Annotated in this window: 25 protein-coding genes and 1 pseudogene; 8 read left to right on the forward strand and 18 right to left on the reverse strand. The window is 25.7% G+C overall.

Translation table 11 applies throughout. The annotated features are described in order from the left end of the window. Positions 1-20: 20 nt before the first annotated feature. From AC4FQV_RS08380 to AC4FQV_RS08415, 8 genes and pseudogenes are all read right to left on the reverse strand, one after another. Positions 21-803: a short-chain-enoyl-CoA hydratase gene (locus AC4FQV_RS08380; RefSeq protein ID WP_491139803.1), complete on the reverse strand. Its 783-nt coding sequence runs from the start codon at positions 801-803 to the stop codon at positions 21-23. Positions 804-1,064: 261 nt separating this feature from the next. Continuing rightward, positions 1,065-1,703 carry a redox-sensing transcriptional repressor Rex gene (locus tag AC4FQV_RS08385; RefSeq protein WP_491139804.1) on the reverse strand — a complete coding sequence of 213 codons (639 nt, stop codon included), beginning with the start codon at positions 1,701-1,703 and terminating at the stop codon, positions 1,065-1,067. A gap of 467 nt (positions 1,704-2,170) precedes the next feature. Then, entirely contained in the window at positions 2,171-4,351 is a 2,181-nt protein-coding gene (locus AC4FQV_RS08390) for a heavy metal translocating P-type ATPase (RefSeq protein WP_491165311.1), read from the reverse strand. A 52-nt stretch (positions 4,352-4,403) separates the two neighbouring features. Next, positions 4,404-4,763 carry an ArsR/SmtB family transcription factor gene (locus tag AC4FQV_RS08395; RefSeq protein ID WP_491139806.1) on the reverse strand — a complete coding sequence of 120 codons (360 nt, stop codon included), beginning with the start codon at positions 4,761-4,763 and terminating at the stop codon, positions 4,404-4,406. Positions 4,764-4,863: 100 nt separating this feature from the next. Further along, positions 4,864-5,502, reverse strand: a complete 639-nt coding sequence (locus AC4FQV_RS08400) for a cation:proton antiporter regulatory subunit (protein WP_491139807.1) — start codon at positions 5,500-5,502, stop codon at positions 4,864-4,866. Between the two features lie 72 nt (positions 5,503-5,574). Beyond that, positions 5,575-6,153: a zinc dependent phospholipase C family protein gene (locus AC4FQV_RS08405; RefSeq protein ID WP_491139808.1), complete on the reverse strand. Its 579-nt coding sequence runs from the start codon at positions 6,151-6,153 to the stop codon at positions 5,575-5,577. 217 nt (positions 6,154-6,370) lie between these two features. Beyond that, positions 6,371-6,937 carry a DUF3867 domain-containing protein gene (locus AC4FQV_RS08410; RefSeq protein WP_491139809.1) on the reverse strand — a complete coding sequence of 189 codons (567 nt, stop codon included), beginning with the start codon at positions 6,935-6,937 and terminating at the stop codon, positions 6,371-6,373. 178 nt (positions 6,938-7,115) lie between these two features. Beyond that, positions 7,116-7,592 (reverse strand): annotated as a pseudogene (locus AC4FQV_RS08415) (mannose-1-phosphate guanylyltransferase); the annotation flags it as partial. A gap of 6 nt (positions 7,593-7,598) precedes the next feature. Between AC4FQV_RS08415 and AC4FQV_RS08420 the strand changes: the two are divergent. Then, positions 7,599-8,030 (forward strand): helix-turn-helix domain-containing protein, encoded by a 432-nt coding sequence (locus tag AC4FQV_RS08420; protein ID WP_491165312.1) that lies wholly within the window; start codon positions 7,599-7,601, stop codon positions 8,028-8,030. A 154-nt stretch (positions 8,031-8,184) separates the two neighbouring features. On the opposite strand, the gene AC4FQV_RS08425 is transcribed toward AC4FQV_RS08420, so the two are convergent. The 10 genes from AC4FQV_RS08425 to AC4FQV_RS08470 form a co-directional block, all read right to left on the reverse strand. Beyond that, positions 8,185-8,430, reverse strand: a complete 246-nt coding sequence (locus tag AC4FQV_RS08425; protein ID WP_491139811.1) for a hypothetical protein — start codon at positions 8,428-8,430, stop codon at positions 8,185-8,187. 150 nt (positions 8,431-8,580) lie between these two features. Then, positions 8,581-9,297 carry a M48 family metallopeptidase gene (locus tag AC4FQV_RS08430; protein WP_491139812.1) on the reverse strand — a complete coding sequence of 239 codons (717 nt, stop codon included), beginning with the start codon at positions 9,295-9,297 and terminating at the stop codon, positions 8,581-8,583. Positions 9,298-9,341: 44 nt separating this feature from the next. After that, positions 9,342-12,524 (reverse strand): type I restriction endonuclease subunit R, encoded by a 3,183-nt coding sequence (locus AC4FQV_RS08435; RefSeq protein WP_491165313.1) that lies wholly within the window; start codon positions 12,522-12,524, stop codon positions 9,342-9,344. A gap of 121 nt (positions 12,525-12,645) precedes the next feature. Continuing rightward, a complete protein-coding gene (locus AC4FQV_RS08440; RefSeq protein WP_491165314.1) occupies positions 12,646-13,743 on the reverse strand; it encodes a hypothetical protein in 1,098 nt (365 codons plus the stop codon). Positions 13,744-13,787: 44 nt separating this feature from the next. Next, positions 13,788-14,108 carry a hypothetical protein gene (locus AC4FQV_RS08445; protein WP_491165315.1) on the reverse strand — a complete coding sequence of 107 codons (321 nt, stop codon included), beginning with the start codon at positions 14,106-14,108 and terminating at the stop codon, positions 13,788-13,790. 28 nt (positions 14,109-14,136) lie between these two features. Next, a complete protein-coding gene (locus AC4FQV_RS08450; protein ID WP_491165316.1) occupies positions 14,137-14,706 on the reverse strand; it encodes a hypothetical protein in 570 nt (189 codons plus the stop codon). After that, positions 14,697-15,011, reverse strand: coding sequence for a hypothetical protein (locus AC4FQV_RS08455; protein WP_491165317.1), 315 nt, complete (start codon positions 15,009-15,011; stop codon positions 14,697-14,699). Before AC4FQV_RS08455 ends, AC4FQV_RS08450 begins: the two co-directional genes overlap by 10 nt. Before the next feature lie 20 nt (positions 15,012-15,031). After that, a complete protein-coding gene (locus tag AC4FQV_RS08460) occupies positions 15,032-15,202 on the reverse strand; it encodes a hypothetical protein (RefSeq protein WP_491165318.1) in 171 nt (56 codons plus the stop codon). A gap of 18 nt (positions 15,203-15,220) precedes the next feature. Continuing rightward, on the reverse strand, positions 15,221-16,468 hold the full coding sequence (locus AC4FQV_RS08465; RefSeq protein ID WP_491165319.1) for a restriction endonuclease subunit S: 1,248 nt from the start codon (positions 16,466-16,468) through the stop codon (positions 15,221-15,223). Between the two features lie 16 nt (positions 16,469-16,484). Next, entirely contained in the window at positions 16,485-18,002 is a 1,518-nt protein-coding gene (locus AC4FQV_RS08470; protein ID WP_491165320.1) for a type I restriction-modification system subunit M, read from the reverse strand. A gap of 162 nt (positions 18,003-18,164) precedes the next feature. Between AC4FQV_RS08470 and AC4FQV_RS08475 the strand changes: the two genes are divergently transcribed. The 7 genes from AC4FQV_RS08475 (at position 18,165) to AC4FQV_RS08505 (ending at position 25,291) form a co-directional block, all read left to right on the forward strand. Continuing rightward, positions 18,165-19,238, forward strand: coding sequence for a BAR domain-containing protein (locus AC4FQV_RS08475; RefSeq protein WP_491165321.1), 1,074 nt, complete (start codon positions 18,165-18,167; stop codon positions 19,236-19,238). Between the two features lie 63 nt (positions 19,239-19,301). Then, positions 19,302-19,685 (forward strand): helix-turn-helix domain-containing protein, encoded by a 384-nt coding sequence (locus tag AC4FQV_RS08480; RefSeq protein WP_491165322.1) that lies wholly within the window; start codon positions 19,302-19,304, stop codon positions 19,683-19,685. A gap of 191 nt (positions 19,686-19,876) precedes the next feature. Further along, on the forward strand, positions 19,877-20,035 hold the full coding sequence (locus AC4FQV_RS08485; protein WP_491139822.1) for a hypothetical protein: 159 nt from the start codon (positions 19,877-19,879) through the stop codon (positions 20,033-20,035). Then, positions 20,010-21,794, forward strand: a complete 1,785-nt coding sequence (locus tag AC4FQV_RS08490; RefSeq protein ID WP_491165323.1) for a recombinase family protein — start codon at positions 20,010-20,012, stop codon at positions 21,792-21,794. Before AC4FQV_RS08485 ends, AC4FQV_RS08490 begins: the two co-directional genes overlap by 26 nt. Further along, the gene (locus AC4FQV_RS08495; protein ID WP_491139824.1) at positions 21,739-23,436 is read left to right on the forward strand and encodes a recombinase family protein; all 1,698 of its coding nucleotides are present in this window, start codon (positions 21,739-21,741) and stop codon (positions 23,434-23,436) included. The genes AC4FQV_RS08490 and AC4FQV_RS08495 overlap by 56 nt, the downstream gene beginning before the upstream one ends. A 67-nt stretch (positions 23,437-23,503) precedes the next feature. Further along, complete coding sequence (locus AC4FQV_RS08500; RefSeq protein ID WP_011591118.1) at positions 23,504-23,677, forward strand: hypothetical protein; 174 nt, start codon at positions 23,504-23,506, stop codon at positions 23,675-23,677. Positions 23,678-23,689: 12 nt separating this feature from the next. Beyond that, the gene (locus tag AC4FQV_RS08505) at positions 23,690-25,291 is read left to right on the forward strand and encodes a recombinase family protein (RefSeq protein ID WP_491165324.1); all 1,602 of its coding nucleotides are present in this window, start codon (positions 23,690-23,692) and stop codon (positions 25,289-25,291) included. Positions 25,292-25,325: the final 34 nt, after the last annotated feature.

Consider the following 25,325-nt stretch of genomic DNA (forward strand, 5'->3'; position numbering starts at 1 on the left):
CCATACAACCATTTTAAAAATTATTTATTTTTAAAAGTTTTTTCTCTTCTCTCTAAAAAAGCACTCATTCCTTCTTTTTGGTCTTCTGTAGAGAAACATTTTCCGAAATCTCCAGCTTCTATAGCTACAGCTGAATCTATATCAACTTGAATACCTCTATTAATTGCATCTTTACATAACTTAACAGCTATTGGTGCATTATTAGCTATTTTTTTTGCTAAAGTCATTGCTTCCTCCATTAATTTTTCTGGTTCAACAACTTTATCTACTAACCCAATTCTTAAAGCTTCATCAGCTTTTATAATATCTCCTGTATAAATAAGTTCTTTAGCTTTGCCTTGTCCAACTATTCTTGGTAATCTTTGAGTTCCACCAAAACCTGGTGTTATACCTAAACCAACTTCTGGTTGAGCAAATTTAGCTTTTGAAGAAGCTATTCTTATATCACAAGACATAGAAATTTCACATCCACCACCTAAAGCAAAACCATTAATTGCTGCAATGACAGGCTTGTCTAAATTCTCTAATCTTCTAAATACCTTATTTCCTAATAATCCAAATTCTTTACCCTCTTCTTCATTTAAGTCTTTCATTTCTGCTATATCAGCACCTGCAACAAAAGCTTTATCTCCAGCGCCTGTTAAAATAACAACATACAAATCATCATCTTTTTCTATATTTTCTATAGCAGTATTTAAATCTTTTAGTGTCTCTGAGTTTAGTGCATTTAATGCTTTAGGTCTGTTAATTGTTAAAACTCCGATGTTTCCTTGCTTTTCAAAGATTACATTATTTAATTCCATTTTATTTCCTCCCTCATATACCATAGCGGATATACGGTTGTAAATGACTTTTAAAGTAATTTATAACAATATAACCATTATTATCCTAAACTTTCACATAATTAATTGTTAATTTTGTAACAAGCAAAGGCAAAAAAATAATTGAAGTAGCCTGTACTTCAATTAAATTATAAAACTTAATAGTAAATTTTTCAATATATTTTTTTGAAAATCTAATACTAATTTTCCATTTTAAACAAATTTTTATAAAATAAATCCAATTTATTTTACGTCATTATGATTTAAAAGATACACTAAAGTCATCATACTTTCGCTTAAATGTACATTCTCAACTTTTACATTTTTAGGAACATTTAAGTCTAAAGGCGCAAAGTTCCATATACCTTTTATTCCACCTTCAACTAAGTCATTACATACCTTTTGTGCATTAGTTCTAGGAACACAAATTATTCCTATTTCTATATCATTTTCTTTCACGAAATCTTTTAAATTTTCAACATCCTGTATCTCAATATCTCTTATTTTTATGCCAAACATTCTTGGATTAGCATCAAAAATACCTTTTAATTTAAAGCCTAATTTATTAAAACTATTGTAATTTGCAATAGCCTGACCTATATTTCCCGCACCGATTATAACTGTATTATAATCTCTATTAAGGCCTAAAATGTTTCCTATGTTATTATATAACTCCTTAACATTATAACCATAACCTTGTTGACCAAAATCACCAAAGCAGTTAAGGTCTTGTCTTATTTGAGAAGCTGTAAATCCTATTTTTTCACTTAATTCTTTTGAAGATATTCTATCAACATCATTTTCCATAAGCTCTTGTAAATATCTATGGTATTTAGGCAATCTTTTTACTACAGCCATAGATATGCCTTTTTTCTTTTCCATTTAAATAGCACCTCTTTCTAAAATTTTTATTTTTTTAAAAAGCAATTACTTTTTAGACTATATTCTAAAATCTAATGATAAAATTACAAAATTAACCTTATAAAATATTATCATACCCTAAAAAGTTTGTCTATATTTTAACATTCTTTTGGTTTTACTATGAAAAATATATGTATTTTTGTGTATTCTTTACAAATATTAGAAATTTTTATTTTCTTAATTAATATTATTAAAACTATGTAATCTATAACATATCTATACTTATCTAATAAATTTCTACAAAAAAAATAAGGCTTGCGTGGCTAAAACCCTACGTGCACACAAGCCTATTTAAACATTTCATAATGTTTAATATAAAAGTTTAAGGGAATTATTTACAATCTATACCCTATGCCTGAAAGTATTCTTACCATATTAAGATAGCAAAAAATTTAACCATTGTCAACAACATTAGACAAATTTCACGCTTATAAATTTTTACTCTTTAATATTCTACTTGAATTTAAAACAGCTATTAATGTTACACCTACATCTCCAAACACAGCTTCCCACATATTAGCCATTCCTAAAGCACCAAATATTAAAATTATAACCTTAATACCTAAAGCAAAAATTATATTTTGCCATACAATTGTATTTGTTCTTTTAGCTATTTTTATTGCCTTTATTATCTTACTTGGCTTATCATCCATTATAACTACATCTGCTGCTTCTATAGCTGCATCAGAACCAACACCACCCATAGCTATTCCTATATCAGCCCTAGCTAAAACAGGTGCATCATTTATTCCATCACCAACAAAGGCAATCTTTTTTCCTTTACTTTTATCTTTAAAAATATCTTCTAACTTTTCAACTTTATTTTGAGGAAGTAAACTACAATAAGCTTTATCAATTCCTAGTTCTTTAGCTACACTATCTCCAACTTTTTCATTATCTCCAGTTAACATTATAGTTTGCTTTACTCCTATTTGCTTCAATCCACTTATAGCTTCTTTAGAATCATCCTTTACTTCATCTGAAATAACTATATATCCTAACTCAGTTTTTTCATTTGCTAAGTAAACAACAGTTCCTATTTCATCTATTTTAGATATTTTTATATTAAACATATCCATTAATTTTGAATTACCAGCTAAAAAGATATCATTGTTAATTTTAACCTTTATTCCTTTACCTGAAATCTCTTCATAATCTGAAATTAAAGATTTATCAACTTTTTCTTTTAGCTCACTAACTATAGACTTAGCAATAGGATGATTTGAATAATACTCTGCATAAGCTCCTAACTTTAATAATTCTTCATCCTTTAAATTGCTTGTACTTTGTACTTTATGAACCTTAAAAGTACCTTTTGTTAAAGTTCCTGTCTTATCAAAAACTATACTCTCTACATTATTTAAAGCTTCTAAGTAATTACTACCCTTTATTAATATACCATTTTTAGATGCTAAACCTATTCCAGCAAAATAACCAAGTGGTATAGATACAACCAATGCACAAGGGCAAGAAACAACTAAAAATATTAAAGCTCTTGAAATCCAAGGAGAAAAACTTTCTCCCATAACTAAAGGAGGTATTATGGCAAGAGCTAAAGCTGAAAATACTACAACTGGTGTATAATATCTTGCAAACTTCGTTATAAATTTCTCTGTTGGTGATTTTTTATTACCTGCATTTTCAACTAAATCTAATATCTTAGAAACTGTAGATTCACCAAAACTTTTTGTTACTTTTATTTTTAATAATCCACTTTTATTTATAGAACCTGCTAAAACTTCATCTTTTTTATCAACTTCCTTTGGAAGTGATTCTCCTGTTAAAGCTGAAACATCAAGAGTTCCTTCTCCTTCTAACACAATACCATCTAGAGGAATTTTTTCACCTGCTCTTACAATTATTGTTGAACCAACACTTACTTTATCTGGTGAAACTTTTTTCTCTTCTCCATTTTCACCTATTAAATTTGCAAAATCTGGTCTTATATTCATTAAATCAGATATAGATTTTCTTGATTTATTTACTGCATAATCTTGGAATAGTTCTCCTACTTCATAAAATAACATTACTGCTACACCCTCTGGGAACTCACCTATGGCAAAAGCCCCAATTGTAGCTATAGACATCAAGAAGTTTTCATCAAAAACTTGTCCTTTTAAAATGTTTTTACATGCTCTTAAAAGAACCTCTCCACCAGCTATAATATAAGCAATACCAAAAATAATAAACTCATAAGTTTTATCTAATTTAACTATCATTCCTATAATAAATAAAGCTAAGGCAATTGCAAGTCTTAATAATTCTTTTTTATCTATATTGCCAGCAATTGAATTATTACTTTCCTTCTTATGAGCATGACTATGACTACCTTCATGACAACATGAATCTTCACAAACATGACTATTATTTTTCATATCACTTTTATTTTTTAAAACTTTTACCTCTGGCTCTAAATCTAAAACTATTTTTTTTATCTTTTCTTCTAGTCCTTCCTTTGAAACACCTTCTTTTGGTGTTACAAGTAAAAGTTTTGTTGAAAAATTAAGTACAGCTTCTTTAACTTCTGGAAGTTTATTAACTTTATCCTCAATTTTCCCTGCACAGTTTGCACAATTTAATCCTTCTAAATAAAGTTTGATATCATTCATTTTAAATACCTCCTTTTCATTAAAATATAATTATTTTATTTTTTCTTTTGAATTATTCTAAAACATGATTTAATCCCTCATTAAATATATGTTTAACATGGTCATCTGCTAAAGAATAAAAAACTACTTTTCCATCTCTTCTAAACTTAACTAATCTAGCTTGTTTTAAAACTCTAAGCTGATGAGAAACAGCTGATTGACTTACTCCTAATAACTCAGCCATATCACATACACACATTTCTCCCTCAAAAAGAGCACATAATATTTTTATTCTTGTTGAATCACCAAAAACCTTAAATATTTCTGCCAATTCATAAAGCACTTCTTCTTTTGGTAAATGTTCCTTAACTTTACGTAGAATATCCTCATGGATATCAAGACAATTACAACTTTCTATTTTATTATTATTCATATACAAGACTCCTATTATTTTTATATATGAGCATCTGTTCATATATTCATTTTTATTATATGTTAAATTACTAAAAAATGCAATAAAAAAAGACTATATTTTACATATAGTCTTTCACTTCTCTTTTTAAAAATATCTCTATTTCTTTTAAAATATCTTCTTCTCCTACAACAAGTAAGATATCATCTTGTTCAAAAATTATATATGGCCCTGGAGATATTATAAGATTTCCTTTTCTTCTTATAGCAACAATTGTAGCCTTTGTGTTTTGCCAAAATCTTGAATCCGAAATACTCTTTCCTATTAAAAAACATTCCTTTGGCAACTCTACTTCTATAGGAGTTAGTGGATTTGTATGTCTAAGCCTATTAGAATAATCTACTATTTTATCAATCATTTCTCCTATACTTTTTTCTATAGACTTTTTTTCTTCCATTAAAAAATCTATACTTTGTTTTAATGAAGCTACGCTTTCTATAGAATGAAACCTATTTATAAAATCATAAGCATTTTCCCTTGAAATGATAGTTATCCCACTACCCTTACTAGAAGATACTACTTTCATTTCCTCTAAAAGCTTAACAGCTTTTCTTACAGTTTCTGGAGATACATTATAACTACTTGCTAGGGTTGACCTTCCGTGTATCCTTTGCCCTACCTTTATATCATTATTATATATTCTTCCAGCTATATCTAAGGCTATTTGCTTATACATAGGCTCATTTACTTTAATCTCCATATTTATCCCTTTCTATAAAAAATGTTATATTATAATTTTAACATATTTTATTCATTAAAGGAATTTTTTGTATTAAGCTATTGCTGCTGAGTAAACTGCTTTAGTATTAGCAACTATGCTATCATTTATATATCTAACTACACTAATACAAGCAAAGTAAGCATATTTAAGGTCATTTTCATAACTCTCTCTTTTTCTATATAAGCTATGTGCCTCTTCTAAAAATGTTTCAACTGACATTTTTCCCCATATAGTAAAGTATTCCTTAGAAGGAATATATGTTTTAGCAAAGTTAGCTAATTCTTTTTCATACTTAACATGCTTATTCATGCTATGCTTAAATTCCCATCTTTCACTATGAGGAATACAGAAAAAATCACATACAAAATGGCATATAACTCCTAATTCTTGACTAAATCTACTTACTGAAAATTTCTTTTTAAAGTCTTCCATATTAAGAGAAGATAATTCTTTTATCTTATTAACAATCATATCAAAAGATTCATCTAAATAATGTTTTCTTAATTTATACTTTGAAACCATATCTGGCTTTACATTTCCATATATGAAGTTTTTATCACTTATTTTGAAATCTACCTCAACATCTTTTAATATATTTTGCGCAATAAGAATATGAGTGTTCATTAACATAATTTATTACCTCTAATCTTTTAAAAGTTTCTTATTAATATGATATTTCATCTCAATAAGAGTATATTACAAAAACATTTTTTATTTATTAAGTAATTATTAATTAATTATTAATTAATTTTTTATTAATATTATCATAATATTTTTTTCTAATTATACAAATTTACACAAAAAATAAAAACTAGAAACAGATAATATCTATTTCTAGTATAAAATCTTAATAATTATATTGTCCTACATTTTCACAAAGTCTTATATCTAAAGTATCCTCTGAAAGAGTCTTCTTATAAGAACATAAAAATTCATTTAACTCAGTATCTTGAAGGTCTATATTCTTAGGACTAGTTATAAGAACTTTATTTCCTTCTAATATTAATTCTATATCATTTTTATCATTTCTTATAAAATATGTAGTAACGCTTGAAGTCTTTACTTTTCCTTTATACTTTTCTTGAAAACTTAAAGTTTTTCTTAAGCTTTCATAATCCCCATTTTTTATACCTAAACTACTCATATCTATTCCTAGATTTTTCATTTGTCCTTCAATATCACCCATGTCAAAGCCATACCTTTTTAACATTTCTGTTTGGATATTTAAAAACTTTTCTTGAGAAATATTATTTTCGTTCATATATTTAGTTATCTCTCTTGAAAGGTCTATCATGCTCATCTTACCTTGAGCTACTGAATAATATAAATCATAAATATATGATTCAAACTTATCTATATCTTTATCTCTTGCCTTGTTTTTTAATTCATTAAAATCTACAATTCTATCACTCATAAAACAATACCTCCGTAAAGTTCAAACTTATATTATTACTATAATAACACAAAAATTTATTATTAACATATTATAATGGTTAATTTTACTTATATTTATGTGAAATTTATTTTAAAGAAAATAATTATAAAAAAAATTCTGTATGATAAAACATACAGAATTTTTATAGAATTAACCCTTATAAATAACCTTTAAATTCCTTCTTACTATTAATAGAATTCAATAAATGCTTAATCTCTTGATCTCTTCCTTTATCCATAACTAAAATAACATCTCCAGCATCTACTAAAACCAAATTTTTTATTCCAAAACCTATTATCAATTTTTCCTTACCAAATATAGAACAATTCTCACATTCTTCTAAAAAAACATTTTCTGAACTTCTATTAGTTCCCTTAGGCTCTAAAAATCTTCCTAGAGCTGAAAAAGTTCCTATATCATCCCAAGAAAAATCACATTTTATTACAAAGGATCTTCTTGTTTTTTGCATAACACCAAAATCGATAGATATCCCATCTATTAATGCATATTGATTTTTTATTACCTCTTCTTCATCCTCTTCTCCAATGTGTTGATATATCTCCATTAAATTCTTATACATTCTAGGAATATATTTTTCAATCTCTCTTAATATAACATCAGTACTCTTAATAAAAGTGCAATGCAACAGCCAGTAATTGGGAACATAGAATTTAACTTATATCAAGAGAAATTAAAGCAATCAATGAAAGAAAAATATTATAAACTTGTAACTGATTATAATATTAGCGAAGAAGAATATATGGAAAATATAGATATATTTATATATGTTCATTATCCATTTACTCTAGATGAGGGATATCTTTCTCCTAAACATTTTAAAACCTTTTGTGGGCTATTTATGATTCCTTACACACTAATAGCAGATGAATATTATTTATTTGTTTTAGGTGACTATGCAAATGATATTTTAAACATACGAAAAGCTTTCAAGTACACTCAAAAAGATTTGGCAAAAAAACTTAATATTAGTCCTGTTGATATTTATAAGTTCGAATCTTACTTAAAATATCCCACAAGATTACAATATAGAAAAATAATCAAAATAATATAGAAAGCTAGTGGCAAATGCCACTAGCTTTTATAATCTTTTCATCAATAAAATCTAAATTTAATAGATAATATTTTTATTTTAAATTTAGGTAATTAAATGGTTGTAGTATACTGCATCCACTTAATTGCCTAATAAATTTAACTTTTCTTATAAATTATCTCACACTTTTTTTCAAATCATCAAAAGTTAAATTATTTATATCTTCTTTATTTTTTACGACACCAATAAAATTTATATTTTCCATTAAAGATGTATTAAAGCCTTTCCTGTAAAACCTTAGTCTATCTCTTTCCAATATTGGAGTTGGTGCAGTTTTACCTACTCCATCTAATATTAAAATCATATTTTTATTTAATTCACTAACTACATTTATGAATTGACATAATTCACCTATATGCACCTTTCTATCTCCAGTTTTTGAATGTTCTATCCATATAGCTTCATCATTATTTTTAAAATATAAATCTGGATTATAAAACTTGCTATTAAATTTTTCTTTTTTAAAATCGCTTATATCAAATTTTTCTTTGAATTCATTTAGTTTCTCCCATTAAATATCCATTCGTATTCCATAATCTCTAAGCCACTCTTTTCTAACTTCATAATCACTCATTACTGAAGATAATAATTGCCAAAATTCATGAGAATGGTTCATATAATACATATGACACATTTCATGAACAATTATATAGTCTAGAGCTGTTGATTTAGCCATTACACATCTCCAGTTAAATAGTAATTCGTCTTTACTTGTACAACTAGCCCATCTTTTCTTTTGTTCTTTAACTTTTATATCTGTTGGTTTCTTATTAAAAAATTTTTGATAGTATTTTATTCTTTTGGCAACTTGTTCTTCAGTTTTTTCTCTATACCATTCTTCCATAGCCTTTTTTATTATTTCATCATTTTTTTCCTTTACGTAAACATGAAACTTTCCCCTAAATAATTTTACAAATGAATTATTCTGTAAAGTTTCATCTACATGAATTTGTAATGAATAGTTTCTTCCTAGGTACATGAATGATTCGCCATTAACGAATTCTCTTTTAACTTTCTTCTCTTCTATATGTCTAAATTCAAAAAGCTTTTGTACTATCCAAGCTCCTTTTGACTTAACTATTTCCTTAATTTCATCTTCAGAAGTATTCATAGGAGCAACTACTAAAATATTTTTAGGTGGCTCTACAGAAATACTTATCGTTCTTCTATCTCTAAATTCAATTCTGAATTCTATTTCTTTTGTTCCAAATTGTATTTTACTTTTCATATTCTACCTCAGATTTTAATCATTCTGCTTAGAATTATATATAATTAAACTACTTCAAAATGTATCTTAGCTAAGTTTAGAAGTGGTTCCATTATTTTTTCTCTAACATCCCTAGGAATTTTTTTAGCATACTTTTTGATTAGCATAAGCTTTATTCCTCTCTCAACATCATTAGTTTTTGAAGGATTAGTAACCCAGTCAATTCCACTGACATCTTCAACTACAGTTCTAACATCTTTGGCTATTTGTTTAGAAAGTTCTACTGTTTCATCTGATATATAACATGCTTTTTCTTCCTTAGCTATGAATTCTTCTCCACCATCTTCTAAGTATTTTTTTACTACTTTAAAGAACGCAAACTCTTTCTCATCTAGCCCTAAATCACTAGCTTCATTAGCAGCTCCATCTTCAACATGATTCTTAATAAACTTATTTAATCTTATTTTTCTTTCAATCCAATCATTTTTTGTTTCATCTAATATCTTTTGAAGTCTTTCCAATAGAGAAGCATAATAAACTGGATTTTCTTTTCTTCTAATATTAATTGTATGCTTAATTGCATGTTCCATAGCAGATGCTTGAGCTTCATCTGATTTTAGAGTGTTTATCTTATCTTTAAAATCTTTTTCAAATAATGTTATTGGTTCAATCCAACTTCTAACTCCTAGTGATTTTAAATGAGTTTCTATTATTTCTCTAACTTTTTCTCCACAATCAGCTATATCTATGGATTCACTTGGACTAAACTTAGCTTTAGCAGCTGCTCTAATATATGATAGCCATTTCAAATCATTTAATATTTCTGTATCAACATGTGATGGTAAAAGACTTTCAACTGCCCCTGAGAATTTTCTATACATTAATTCAAATTCAGCTCTTTTATCTTCTGGCTCAATTTTATTCACAAGAGCATCTAAATTATTTTTATCCACACCTCTAAACATAGACATTATAGATTCTCTATAAGATAACATTTCATTATATAAATCATCTAAAGATTCCATAGGTTTACCTAATTCTTCTTTATCAAATATAGCTAAAGCATCCTCTAAGTAATTTGAAATACCATAATAATCTACTATGTATCCACATTGCTTTGTAATATTTTCTTTTACTATTTCTCCATTTTCAAGTTGTCTCTCAACTTCTCTTGTTGATGTTCTATTAACCCTTGCAATAGCTTGAAGTAAAGTATGTTCTTTTAGTGGTCTATCAAGATACATAACCTGTTCAATAGGTGCATCAAATCCTGTTAATAACATATCTTTAACTATTAAAAATGTTAACTTGTCCTTATTTATAGGTTTCTTAAATCTTTTTATTAACTTTTCTTGCTCTGATTTTGTAGTAAAATGCTTTTTTAAGTGAGGTTTATCATTATTATCTCCTGAGAATATTACTTGAGCTTCAAATCCTTCACCTAATATTTCTTTCATATGTCTATTTAAAGCATCATAATATTTTACACAAGCTTCTCTTGATACACATACAATCTGTGCTTTAAATCCATTAGGAAGTATTTGTTCTTTATAGTGTTTTAATAAATCTTTAGCAATTTCATCGATTCTATCTTCTGATTCAACAACAGTTTTTTTATTGGCATATTTTTGTTTAATAGCTTCTTTTTCTTCATCAGTTCTATCAGAAAAAGCTTCATCAAATAATTCTTCTAAAGATTCTCCTATTACTTGTAAGTCTGGTCTTCTACCTTCATAAACAATCTTAACAGTAGCACCATCATCTACTGCTTGTTTAATAGAGTATTTATCTATATATCCTCCAAAAGTTCTTGGTGTTGATTTATCTTCTTTATCTATTGGAGTACCTGTAAATCCAATAAAAACAGCATTAGGTAATGCCTTTCTCATATTAGCTGCTGTGTCCTTATATTGACTTCTATGAGCCTCATCAGCCAATACAATAATATTTTGTTTTGTGCTTAAAACAGGGTACTCAACAGCATATTTTTGAGTTAATTTTTCTCCATCAAGCATAACTTCCTTTTCTTCAGTTTCACTTTGAAATTTCTGAATAGTAGTCATTATAATTTGTGGTTGAGGATTTGATAATAATTTTTTCATTTTATCAATAGTATCAGCTCTAACAGGAGTAGTTATTTTACCTAAAGTTCTTTCAAAAGTTCCTGCTATTTGCTTATCAAGGTCAATTCTATCTGTCACTACAACTATTGTAGAATCTGTTAATCCTTGTGTTCTCTTAATTTTTTTAGCTAAGAAAACCATAGTTAAAGATTTACCTGACCCCTGAGTATGCCAAACAACACCACCTCTTGAAATCTTATCTTTTCCATTTTTAATTTTATTAAGAGCTTTGTTCACAGCTCTAAATTGTTGATATCTACAAACCTTTTTAATTACAACTCCATCTTCTGCCTCAAAAACTATAAAGTTTCTCATCAAATCTAAAAGATTTTTCTTTTCTAAAAATCCTTGTAAGAATATATTTTGTCCACAATTTTTATAATTTTCAACGTCTTCAATTTTAAATGGATATGGGTCTTTCCATTCTAGATAGTAATTATAACTTGAACTTATAGTGCCAACATAAGCATTATATCTATTTAAAATTCCAGTAAAAAAATTAGTATAGAATAGCTTTGGAGCTCCTTCACCTAAAGACTCATCTCTAGCATTCATATATCTTCTTAACTGTTCATAAGCTTGTTTCTTTCCAATACATTCATTATCTCCTTTTTCTAAAAAAGGAGATTTAGCTTCTAAAACAACTACTGGAATACCATTAATAAAAATAACTATGTCAGGAAATATAGACTTTCCAGAAAGAGTTTGAACTTCAAACTGCCTGACAACTAAAAAATCATTATTATCAACATCATCCCAATCTATAAAATGAACTGTCTGTGGCTTTTTTTGCCCATTCCCAAACAAATCCTGTTCAACAGTAAAAGTTAAATCTACTAATGCATCATATATCTTTTCATTTATCTCTAATAAACCACTTCCTAGATTATCTGCTCTAGAAATATATCTAATTGCTCTATCTAAATTTTCTTCATTCATCCATGGATTTAATCTTTTTAAAGCATCCCTTAATATATTAATCAAAACAACATCAGATAAAGAATCTCTTTCCCCACTTTCAGGAGTTAAATCCTTACCATGAATAAAAGAATATTTTAAATTCTTTTCTAAATAATCAACAGCTGGTAATTCAACCAAAGTTTCTTCATTACCTAAGTATGACATTTTCATCCCCCTTTAACGTTAATAATCAATTTTATTATACACTATTTTACATTTAATAGATTCTTTGCATAATAAAAAGTCATAGATTTCTCTATGACTTTTTAAACTTTTTTATAAAATACTAAACCAATATTTCGGTAAATATTACATGATACCCCAATCTATAAATAATACTACACATTAAAACCAAAAGAACAATCCATGATATTGAATATACTATCGCTCTCTTTAAAATATATTTTTTATCCTCTATAATATATTCATCATCTTTAAATATTCTTTTTATATCTTCTTCACTTAAAATATCATTATAACTTTTTTTAGTTCTTTCATATATCTGAATGTATCTTTTATATTCATAATATACTTGAAAATTCGATATCAACATATATATTGATGAACCTATTATAAATGCAAAAGATATATATATTATATCTTTTGTAAATATATCCTTTAAGCTCCTATAATTTATAGCATTAATAATAACTATGGTTCCATATAAAGTCATTGCTGCTACCATATTAGAAAATAAATTTTTACCAATAGAATTAGCAAGTTCACTAATTTTATTGCATAAATCAAACAGAAACTCTGATACTTTTGATTTTATTTCTAAATATTCTTTTACATTTTCTCTTAAATATATAGAATGATTAGATTCAATTGACGGCATTAAAGGATTACTTAAATTAGTTATATCATTTTCTTTAATTGATAGTGATATAATATTTCTTGCTATTCCTAATTTATCAATTAAGTTTCCATTATTAATTATCCATTTATAAACACTATAGTATTCATCTGGACATTCATTGGTATATAAAATTAAACCTTCAATATTTTTATATCCATTGATAATTACATTAACACTATTATTATCCTTAAAATAAGCTATATCTGCTATTGAAATTATAGATAATATATCTCTTAATTTATAAAATATTTTTTTCATTCTTTCATTTGTACAATTAATAATATCAAAGTCACTTGGTACTAAACTACATTCTGAACTATTTAAAAAATTACTTATTTTAACTCTTTTTTTCAATTCTAATTTGCGGTCGTAATTATTTATTTCAAGTGATTTATTATTCCCATAGAAATATATTGATTTACTGTTGCAATCAATTTCATTTTCAATACTAAAAAAGCTAATTTTATCATTTACTAGTAATTTAGAAAATTCTTTAAATAACCCTTTTAAAGGTATACGTTCCATATATTTAATGAATACATTAATACAATAAATAGATATAATATCATCTACATTTTTTTAGATATTATTAATGAAACTTTATATTTTTTATTATTTCCATCGCTTAAATAAAGATTTAAATCTTTTATAAATTCCTCTATATTATCTCCACTCGAAAAATTAGTTATTGAAGCACCATCTTCAGATATACTTATTCTTACTGCATCTCTCTTTGGTATATTAGATATAAACTTTTTAATATTTTCTTTATTCGGCACTGATATTAACGAGCTACTTACAACTATTTTAAATTGTTCAAATGACTCAGAGCATTCATCTAAACTATACTCACTGAAAAATTCATTTATTATATACTCATATAATTTCATAAAGACATCTCCAAATCTAATTTATTTTTTAAAAGTTAAACTCATTGTATATCCTTTCTTCTATCTTAATTTTAAGATACATTTCATTAGTACTCTCATCTTTTTCTGCTTTAATCATATCATTTAAGTTAGAAATATTATCTTTTATTGTTAATTCAATTTCATCGCATATAGAGTAAGTTTTCTTTTTCTTTTTTCTTATAGCATTTAACTCAATATCAAATTTTCTATCAAAATTATTATCTGGTAGTTTTTTAAGCTTACTCTCCAAAACCTTAATATCAATTTTCTCACTATCATATGGTGTATAGTTTAAAAATACTTTTTCTATTAAATTATCATAGTCAAATCCCTTGTTTTGGTTGTAATATCCAATTAAGCTATTAAATAATCCTATATAGTCTTTTGGAGATTTTGATTTTATATTTCTAACTAAAAACCTATCTATTGTATTTAAAGACTTTTTTGTATTATCTTCATTGTTTGTACATGGTTCTAACTCCAAAAATCCATTTTTCCAATAATCTGATATTAAATTATTAGAATCAAAAATCCTTATTTCTTCAACTTCTCCATTAAAATTATAGTTTATAGACACGTTTTTAATATTTCTTTTTCAAGCAGCAAGCCTGTATGTTTTTCCCAATCTTTCTTATCTAAAATATTTACATGCTCTATTTTAGCCAATATATAACCTAAGTTATCTTCATTTTTAATTATAGACTGAATTAAACTTCCTTGGCTAATTTTAGTTCCTATTTTTAAAACCTTTTTTTGTGCTTCATTTTGTTGTTCTAGTAATCTTTTTGCTATTTTAAGTGCTTCATTTTTAAATGCCGTATTAGTGCCTTCTTGTAACGTAGATGCAACCTCACTATCTATAGATTTTAATTTATCTAACACTAAATTATTTATACAACTAATTACTTCTGTACTTTCTCTTTTTTCTTAAAATACCTGATATTTTTATTTTCTACACTCTTATTTATAATAGTTTTTAAATATTCCAATGCTTGATTTTTTTCAACTAAAATTTCTTCAACATTCTCCTCAATATTATGAATACACATTTCTAATACCTTTATATCCTCCATAATAACTCCTCCACAATACTAACTTACTCTTATTCTACCTACTAATAACTGTTGTATTAATCCTATTTTAACTTCTTTTAATTTTTCTTTTTTATTTTTATATTCTTCTAATTTTTCATCTAACCCCGATAATATTCTTGATATCTTTTTTTGTTCTTCCAACAAAGGAACTACTATTTTAAACTTATTGACATCTGATAAATTTAATGATGGTTGAACTCCACTTTTTAAGTATTTATTAATTTCTTTTTTTGCTTTTTCAGATTCTAAATAATAATAATAAAACTTGCTATTATAAATATTATTATCAATTGCTATCCTAGCAGTTTGCTGTGTTATATTCGCCTCATTTAACCTTAATGGTACTATTGCTAAATTACCTACACTACCTACAATAGTTAATAATAAATCTCCTGTTTTAACTCTTGACCTAGTATAAGATTTTTCTATAATATCACTTGTTTTAAAAATCTCATCATTATCTACCCATCCAAATGAATAATCCTTAGCTCTAATAACATGCACTCCATTCTCTGTATATTCTCCAGGTTGTACTATTCCATATGTTATCTTTCTTTCTTTTTCTACTATTTCATCTAACTTTTTAACTTCCCACTCTTTAGGTATCTCTCCCAATTCAGTTTTCTTAAACTCTGTATGTCCTATTCCTTTTGTTAATAATTGTTGCATTAATCCTTTTTTAAGTTCTTGATTTTTTTGTATTAATTTTTCTGTATTATCTATTTGTTCATCTACAGTCGAAAGTATTTCAGCTATTTTTTCTTGTTCACCTAAACTCGGTATTGGTATTTTTAACGATTTTAAATCATTACTATTTATTGCTTCAAATGTACTGCCTTGTGCTGATTTTAATAAAAAATCTTGAAATTGTTGTATAGCATAATATAAATATCTGTAATTACTAAATTCATTTTGTCTAATTGCTCCTAATCCTCTACCAATACATGCCTCTATATTATTAATATTTACTGCTCCTACTGGTGCTCTTACTGAAATTAGTATATCTAGTGGCTTTGATATCTTAGTTGGATTACTACACCATTTTTTCACTATTGGATTTATTCTTCCAAACTCAGTTTTCCCCTGAAAAAATGCAATACCAATTCCATCATTATTATAACTATTAGAATTTGGTGATTGCCCCATTATTATTTCTGAAACATCGCTTAATTTTTTAATTTTCCACTCATTAGGTATCTCACCTAATTCCGTCATTTTATATCCTTCTCTTGCTTCTTTTTTCACTTATTAATTCACCACCTTACAGAATATCAAATCCTAATTCTTTTAAATATCCATTAAGTTTCTCTTTTGTTTTCTCTTCTTCTTTTTCTAATTCTTTTATTTCATTTATTACTTTTTGTATGTCTACTGGTTCTTCTTCTTCAGTTGTGTCTACATATCTGCTTATATTTAAGTTATAGTCATTTTCTTTTATTTTTTCTAACTCTATTACATTTGCATATTTTTCTACATCTTCAAAATTATCAAAGGCAGCTATTATTTTTTCTATATCTTCTTTTCTTAATTTATTTTTATTTCCTTCTTTTACAAAATCATTACTTCCGTCTATAAATAATATTTTATTTTTTCTTTCTTCTGATTTTTCCTTATTAAGTACTAATATAGCTGCTGGTATTCCTGTTCCATAGAATAAGTTTTGTGGAAGCCCTATTACTGCTTCTATTAAATCATCTTCTATGAATCCTTTTCTTATCTTTCCTTCAGCTGACCCTCTAAATAAAACTCCATGAGGAACTACTGATGCCATTTTACCTTTCATATTTAAACTTGCTAACATGTGTTCAACAAAAGCTAAATCTCCATATGACTTTGGTGGAATTCCATAAGTAAATCTATGAAAAGCATCATGTGAAGCTTCTTCTGCTCCCCAGTTTTTAAGTGAGAATGGTGGGTTTGCTAATACCTTATCAAATACCTTTAATGCTCCACCTTCTGTATGTTTTGGTTCTCTTATAGTATCACCTTTTTGAATATCTGCTCCCTTTGCCCCATGAAATAGCATATTCATTTTACAAATTGCCCAAGTTGAAAGGTTTATTTCTTGACCAAATAAACTTAAGTTCTTAGGATTTCCACCATGCTTTTTAACATACTCTATACTTTGAATAAGCATACCACCTGAACCACAAGTTGGGTCATATATTCTATCTCCTTCTTGTGGTTTTAAAATATTTGTAATAACCTTAACAACTTCAGTAGGAGTATAGAATTCTCCCCCTTTTTTACCACCTTGGTCTGCAAATTGTTTTATTAAATACTGATAAGCATCCCCTAGAATATCTTCTGATTCTAAGTTTGAGTTTGCTAAATTTATTGTACTAAATAAAACTAAAAGTTGTGCTAATTTTTTATCTGGCACTTTTTCCTTATCATTGTAGTTAGTTGTACTTAAAACTCCCACAAGTTCTGAGTTTTTAGGCTCGTCTTCTAAAGCTTTAAATGCTTTATCTAATTCTGGTCCTATATTTAAAGTTAAATTTCTAAGTTTCTCCCATCTAGCTTGCTCTGGAACAAAGAAAGTCTCATAAATACTAGGGTCTTCTAAAAGTTCTGTTACCTCATCTTTATCTAATCCATCTTCTAAAAACTCTTTTCTTCTCTCTTCTCTTTCTTCATCAAATTCATCATTTAATCTTTTTAAAAATAACATTCCAAATATATAATCTTTGTACTCAGCAGCTGATAATTCTCCTCTAAGAATATCAGCACATTGCCAAAGTGTTGATTCTAATTCTTGTAGTGTAAGCTTTGCCATAAATTAATCTCCTTTATTTTTAATCTTATATTAATTTTATCATAATAATATTAAATATTGTTTTAATAGACATAACAAATTTAAACATTTATGTTTTTATATACTATTTACTAAAAACTAAACATATATATTATAGATATTACTATTATAAAGGAAAGTTTAATGAGTAAAAATCCATATCTTGATTCAGTAATAAAATATTTAAAAGACAAAAAGTTTTCAGAAATTATTAATTTAAAACCAAATGAAATAAACAAATTTATTAGAGAAAATAAATCTGATATTATTTCATCTTTAAATTTATCTGAAGATAACTTTAATTCTTGTAAAAACTATGTATCTGTTTGCTTAAAAGCCATAATAATTATAAATTTTCTTTCAAATGAGAAAGTTAATATATATAATAAATTGTTACAATGTAAAGACATTAAAGAAGTAAACTACTTATTAAGAGATGAAGAAAACCTTCCTTTCTATATTTCTAATAATATTTCTGCTCAAATTAGAAAAGAAATTCATTCAATAAAAGAATTAAAAACACCAAACATTTATACTAAAGCAAACTTAGAAGAAATAAAAATTGAACAAACTACTCTTGAAACTTTTAAAGAAAAGAAAAAGCTTAATATCGATTCACTCATAAATTTAATAAAAAATGATACCTCTCTAAATAAAAAATTAAATAATTGTACTGACAAAGAAATTTACCCTTTAATAAAAGAAAATTTCAATGAAACTTATGAAATTTCTGATAAATTAATTGATGAATATATTGATATTAAAAATTCTTCTGAATCTATAGAAATCGATGAAACTATCAATATTGATAAAGTTAATTTAATTAACAAGGAGCTTACAGACCGATTATCTATTCTTCAAGAAAACTTTAATAAAGTCTCCTTAGAAAATCAAAACCTACTTAATGAAAGAGAATATTTTATTGCTGAAATAGAACGTCTCAATAAGGATATAGATAAATATAAAAACAATATAGAAAGTAAAAAAGTTGAAAACTTAGTTTCAATGAAATTAAACACTTTTAATTCTTTATTAAATAGCAATTCTAATGAAAGACAAGTAACTATAAAGGATTCCATCTTAGTTAACATATCTAAGTTTATTGATAAAAATAATCTAATTAATACCGAAAATTTAATATCACAAAATCGTGATTTATATTCAGAAATAGTTCAAATATGCTTATTATCTTTTATACATGAAAATTTGCTTTTTTAAGTTATAAAACTTATAATACTTGTCCATAATATGGATATATATATGTTATGGGGAGTGTATTTAATGAATAAATTAATAAATAATGCTGGAAATCTAATAAGGTCAAAACGTAAAGAAAAAGGCTATTCCACTCAAGAATTAGCCAATATATTAAATGTATCATCTGGATTAATAAATAATATAGAAAATGGTAAGACCGACACATTTAACTTAGAATTACTTCATAAAATTAGCGATACTTTAAATATATCATCTTCTCAGATTGTTTCTGATAATATTAAGGATATAAATTTAGAAAACATATCTATCTCTAAATCTTTTATACCTTTATTAAAATCATTGAATATAATAGCAAATAATCCCAATTGGAATCAGCTCAAAATCCAATTATTATTAGATAAACTTATTAATGACATAAATTTTTATAATAAAATAAATTCAAATTAAGTAAGTAATCACCTAAATTACTTACTTTTTTATTTTAAATCTCATATAAAATATTGAATTATTTATATATTTTTTTGAATATTTCATATAAATTTGCAAATAACTATATATGTGATAGTTACATAAAATTTATTTTCAACATCTATCTTCCATTTATAAAATTAAAATATTAAATAAAGAGGTGTTTTAAAATGGCAATTAAAAAAAATGATAATTTTAAAGTAAAAATATCATATATAGACAAATCATCAACTTGGAATAAGTTAACTAATTTTTTAATATCATATATTATGGAAAATTATGATATTATGGAGGATTTAAAGAATGGAGAATATAACGATGGTAAATAAGGTAATAAACAATCCAAAAAACTATGCTGTTATATATGCAAGAATATCTTCTAAAAATGAAAATAACTCTATAAATGCACAAATTAATCTTGGAAAAGATGTCATATATAAAAATAACCTAATACTTTATGATACATACATAGATAAGATATCTGGAAAAACTACATCTCCTAAAGAAAGAAAAGGGTTTTCTAGACTTTTAGAAGATGCTAAAGCAGGTCTATTTAAAACTCTAATTATATATAGACTTGATAGATTAGTTAGAAGATATGATGATTGGATTGAGACAAAAAAAATTCTCAATAGATTAGGAATTAAAATATTGTTTTCAGATACTAACCAAGCCTTATTAGAAAACTCCCCACAATCTGAATTCTTTCAAAATTTTTCTGTAATGATAGCAGAAATGGAGCCAGACACTATAAGCTTACGTGCAAATCAAGGTAAAATATTTAGAAGAAATAGTGGTGCATATACTTCTACTAAATCCCCATTTGGATATATAAAAAAACAATCTAATGATAGTAAAAAATCAAAATCTATATTTATTCAAGAGCCTATAAAACTAGCATTTATTAAGTATATATTTTTTGTTTTTCATCGCTTAATTATTGAAGAAAAAAGAAGTAGTAACTCTAATTCTCAAGCTTCAATCAATAAACTATATAATTTATTAAAAAGTACATTAGATTATATAGAATCCCATATTAATTCAAAATATATTCCTATTAGAAATAATATTAAATACCCATATTTAGAAGGTGAACTTTTTGATGTAATTAATAAATATATAAAAAAAAATGATTTAGAATATTTAAAAAAAGAGATAAGTGAAGTTAAATACTATTATTTATTTTATAAAGAAAATAATCGAAAAAAAAATTCTAATTATTTAAATTCTTGTTTAAAAAACCCTATATATGCAGGCTTTATTTTAGTAGACTCTAATCATCCATTTAAAGGCCTGTCTTACTCAACTAATAAAAAAACTGGTATTACTAATTTTAAAGAGCGTTTAGATTTGAACTCCTTTGTTAATACCAATAATTTAGTTGGAATAATTCCTTTACCTATTTTTAAAACAGTATATTCTTATATAACTTATAAAACTTTAATTAATATTGATAGAACTCCTAACTTTTTGCTTAAAGGAATCCTCATATGTTCTAAATGTAATAAAAAGCTAAAATTAATTGATGATAATTATCTATCATGTAAAGGAGCTAGATGTTATCCATTCCTAAAATATGATTTATTAAAATTTATTATTGATAAAATTATAGATAGTTGTTTATCTATAAGTCAAACACCAATGGAACAATTTATAAACAAACTATCTCGAAATATTGAAATTAAAAATCAAAATATTAAATATCAAACTTTAAGTAAATATGAAGCTATTTATAACTATCTATCTTCAAATGATTATTCTTATGTTGATAAAATACAACAAAAGGATACTGCAATAAAATCCTATATTAACTCATGCAATAAGTATAGAAATAAACTTTCTTATTTAAACCAATTATTTGATGAAGTTAATAAAATAAATAAAAAATGTAGTTCTAAACCTCAATTAGAAAATGATAGTATTCTATTACACCAAGTAAAAGAAAAAATAGTTAATCATATTATGAATAATGAAGAATTTTTTATTCCTATATTTAGTGAAATTATTAAAGAAATAAAGGTGGATATTAATTATGACCAATCTCCAATTGAAGGAAAGCTCAACATCAAATATGAATTTACGTCCTAAAAGTATAGCTATTTATACTAGAGTGTCTACTGAAAGACAGGAAAATAATAACTCTAAAGCTAATCAACTTTCAAGTATAAAGCAATATATAAGCAATCAAGGATGGAGTGATATTCCTTATGAAATATATTCTGATACTCAATCTGCTTCAATAACATCTAACTCTATTAATATTTATAATGAATCAGATACTATGAATCCTAGTATATTTTTAAGAGATGGATTAAGACGATTAATTTATGATGCTAATTATAAAAAATTTGATAAATTAATAGTTTATTCTCATGATAGATTATCTCGTGATATATATGAAAGCTTATTAATTAAGCATACTTTAAAGAAACTAAACATTGATATATTATATTCTAAAGCTGGTGAACAAATAAATTCTGAAAATCAATCTATTAATAACTTTTTTGAAAATATGCTAAGCAATATAGCTGCTCTTGAATCTAGTATTATTGGTGGAAGAGTTCTTATTGGCAATAGACATAATATATTAAATAATCTATGGGCTGGTGGTCCTGCTCCTTATGGTTATAAATTAATTGCTATTCCATCTAACCGTAAAAAAAGTAAACTTTCAATATATGCTCCAGAAGCTAGAATAGTAAAAAAAATCTTTGAATTATATACTGAAGGATATACTCCTAAAGATATAGTTCAATTTATTAAATCAGAATATAGCTACAATAAAGATAGACTTTGGACAATAAATAGTATTAAAAGTATATTAAATAATCCAGTATATACAGGAACTATAGTTTGGAATAAAAAAGGAGGCAGAAGAAACCCCAAAAAACATCCTACTAATGAATATGTTTATTCTAAATATGATGAAAATATAAGAATAATAGATGAAAAGTTGTGGAAAAAATCTTTAAACATACGAAAGCTTCAAGACGAGAACCCTAAATTTTTATCAACAGCCTTTTTACTTCAAGGAATGCTTGTGTGTAAAAGTTGTGGAAATTATTTAATTAGTAAAAATCATGGAAATTCATCTGGTAGAGTCTACTTTTGCTCTCATAATAATAAAGATAAATTTTCTAAAAAAATAAATGCTCCAACAATTACAATTAAAGCATCACTAATTCACAATATTGTTTTTAAAGAATTACTAAATCTTTATAAATCAATATTAAGTATTCCTGCATTTTTTGATGAGTTTTATTCTAACTATTTAAATAAATTAAAAGAAAAAAATAACAACCTATTAGTTCAGAAAGATGAAATTGAAAGTAATATAAACCATTGTGATGATATATTAATGAAATGCTCATCTGAAATTTCAAGATTGCTAGAACTAACTAATGTTATGAGTAAAGATATTGCTGATATTGACTATCATGAAAAAAATTTATTGTTACTTGATTCAATTAAAGAATTTAAAACTAGCCTTATTTTATCTAAGTCTCAATTAAACGATGATTTAAATAAAATAAATAGAAAGCTTTCAAAATCTATACCTAGTAAAGCTTGTTTTAAAGACTATGTAGTAAATACTTTAAAACCTATTGAAGATATACTTAGCCAAGAAAATTCAAAGATTAAAAACAGATGTTTAAGGCTATTGCTACATGAAATTATTGATAAAATAATAATTTCTGAAACATTTGAAATAGAAATAATATTTAAATAGTTACTATTATTTTTCCCAAATTAAATGAATATATATTAAAAGTATATCACTATATTTTGGGGGAAAAATGGCTAATCAACATGATAAAGTACAATTGTTTATAGCCGAAGATTCCATTGAAGATGAATCTTTACTTATAAAAAAGCTTAGTATTGCAACCATTGATTCAATTAAAGATATTCTTCCTAAAGATATTGAAACAATGAACTGTTTAATTAATAAAGTAAAATCTGATATATGAGGAGGTATTTAGTTGAAAACCGCTGCAATTTATGCTCGTCGTTCAAAAGTTGTTGAAACTGGTGATTCTATAGAAAATCAAATTCAACTTTGCACTAATTATCTTAAAAATATAGGTATAAATAATACTCTTATCTATTCAGATGAAGGCTTTTCTGGTAAAAACACAGAAAGACCTGGATTTGTTAGATTAATGAACGATGCCAAGCAAAAGAAATTTGATACTCTTGTATGTTATAAAGTTGATAGACTTAGTCGTAATATTGGTGATTTCTCAAATCTAATAAATGAACTTGAAAAAAATGAAATTTCATTTATATCAGTAATAGAACAATTTGATACTAGAGCTGCAATGGGCAAAGCCATGATGTATATTTGCTCCGTATTTAGTCAACTTGAAAGAGAAACTATATCTCAAAGGGTTTGTGATAACATGTACTCTCTTGCTACAAATGGATATTGGCTAGGTGGTGAATTTCCATTTGGTTTCAGTAGCTCTAGAAAAAATTTTACTGATTCTTCTGGTACGAATAGAAGTTACTCTGAGTTAATACCAATTGAAAAAGAAATAAATTTAGTTAAATTAATATTTAATAAATATATTGAATTAGGTAGCCTTTCTCAAGTTGAAAAATATCTACTTCAAAATAACATTAAAACTCGCCGAGGAAAAGATTGGAGTAAGGCAAGCATAAAAAATATTATTTCTAATCCTGTATATGTTAAGGCAAATGATAAAACAATAGAGTATTTTAAGTCCCAAGGAATAAAAACATATGGTGAACCTGATGACATACACGGCATATTAATTTATAAAAAACGAAAAGGTAAAAGTGGGAAAATACGTAATCCAGATGAATGGATTTATGCCGTATCTACTCATGAAGGAATTATTGATTCAGATTCTTGGTTAGAAGCACAAAAAATAGCTGAGATTAATAAATATAAAGCTCCTGCTTTAGGTAGTAGTCATAAAGCTTTACTAAGTGGAATAATTCGCTGTGCACAATGTGGAAGCTCTATGAGAGTATCATATGGGGTTCCAAATAAACTAACTAAAAAAAGAAAGCATTACTATATGTGTACTTTAAAACACAATTCGGGAAAAGTAAGGTGTGCAAGTAAAAATGTTGATGGTCCAGAAGTTGATAAATTAGTAATTAATAAGTTAAAAGAACTATCTTTAGATAAAAGTTATCTAGTTCAAAGATTAAAAGATTATAAAAAGTCTTTTGCTACTTCATCAGAAAATATTTTATCTAAAAATATTCAAAATGAAATATCTAAAAATAAAGAGCAAATAGATAACTTAGTAAATAATATTACTCTTACAGAAGACCCTCAACTTGTTCAAATATTACTTGATAAATTAACAAAATTAAAAGGTAAAAGTGTAGAGCTAACAAATTCATTAAATAAATTAAATGATGAATTAGCTAAACAAGACATTTTGATAAATAACTGTGATAATATCATACAAAAATTAAAAAACTTATCAGCTCTAATTGATGATTTAGATGTTCCACAAAAAAGAAATTTATTATCATCAGTAATTGATAAAGTTTTTGTTGATGGTGATACTGGAGCAGTGAAAATAAAATTTAAAACAAAATAAAAGCCCGTAGTTATTAACTACAAGCTAAACACTA

It is taken from the genome of Clostridium sp. TJA038 (genome assembly GCF_058310255.1).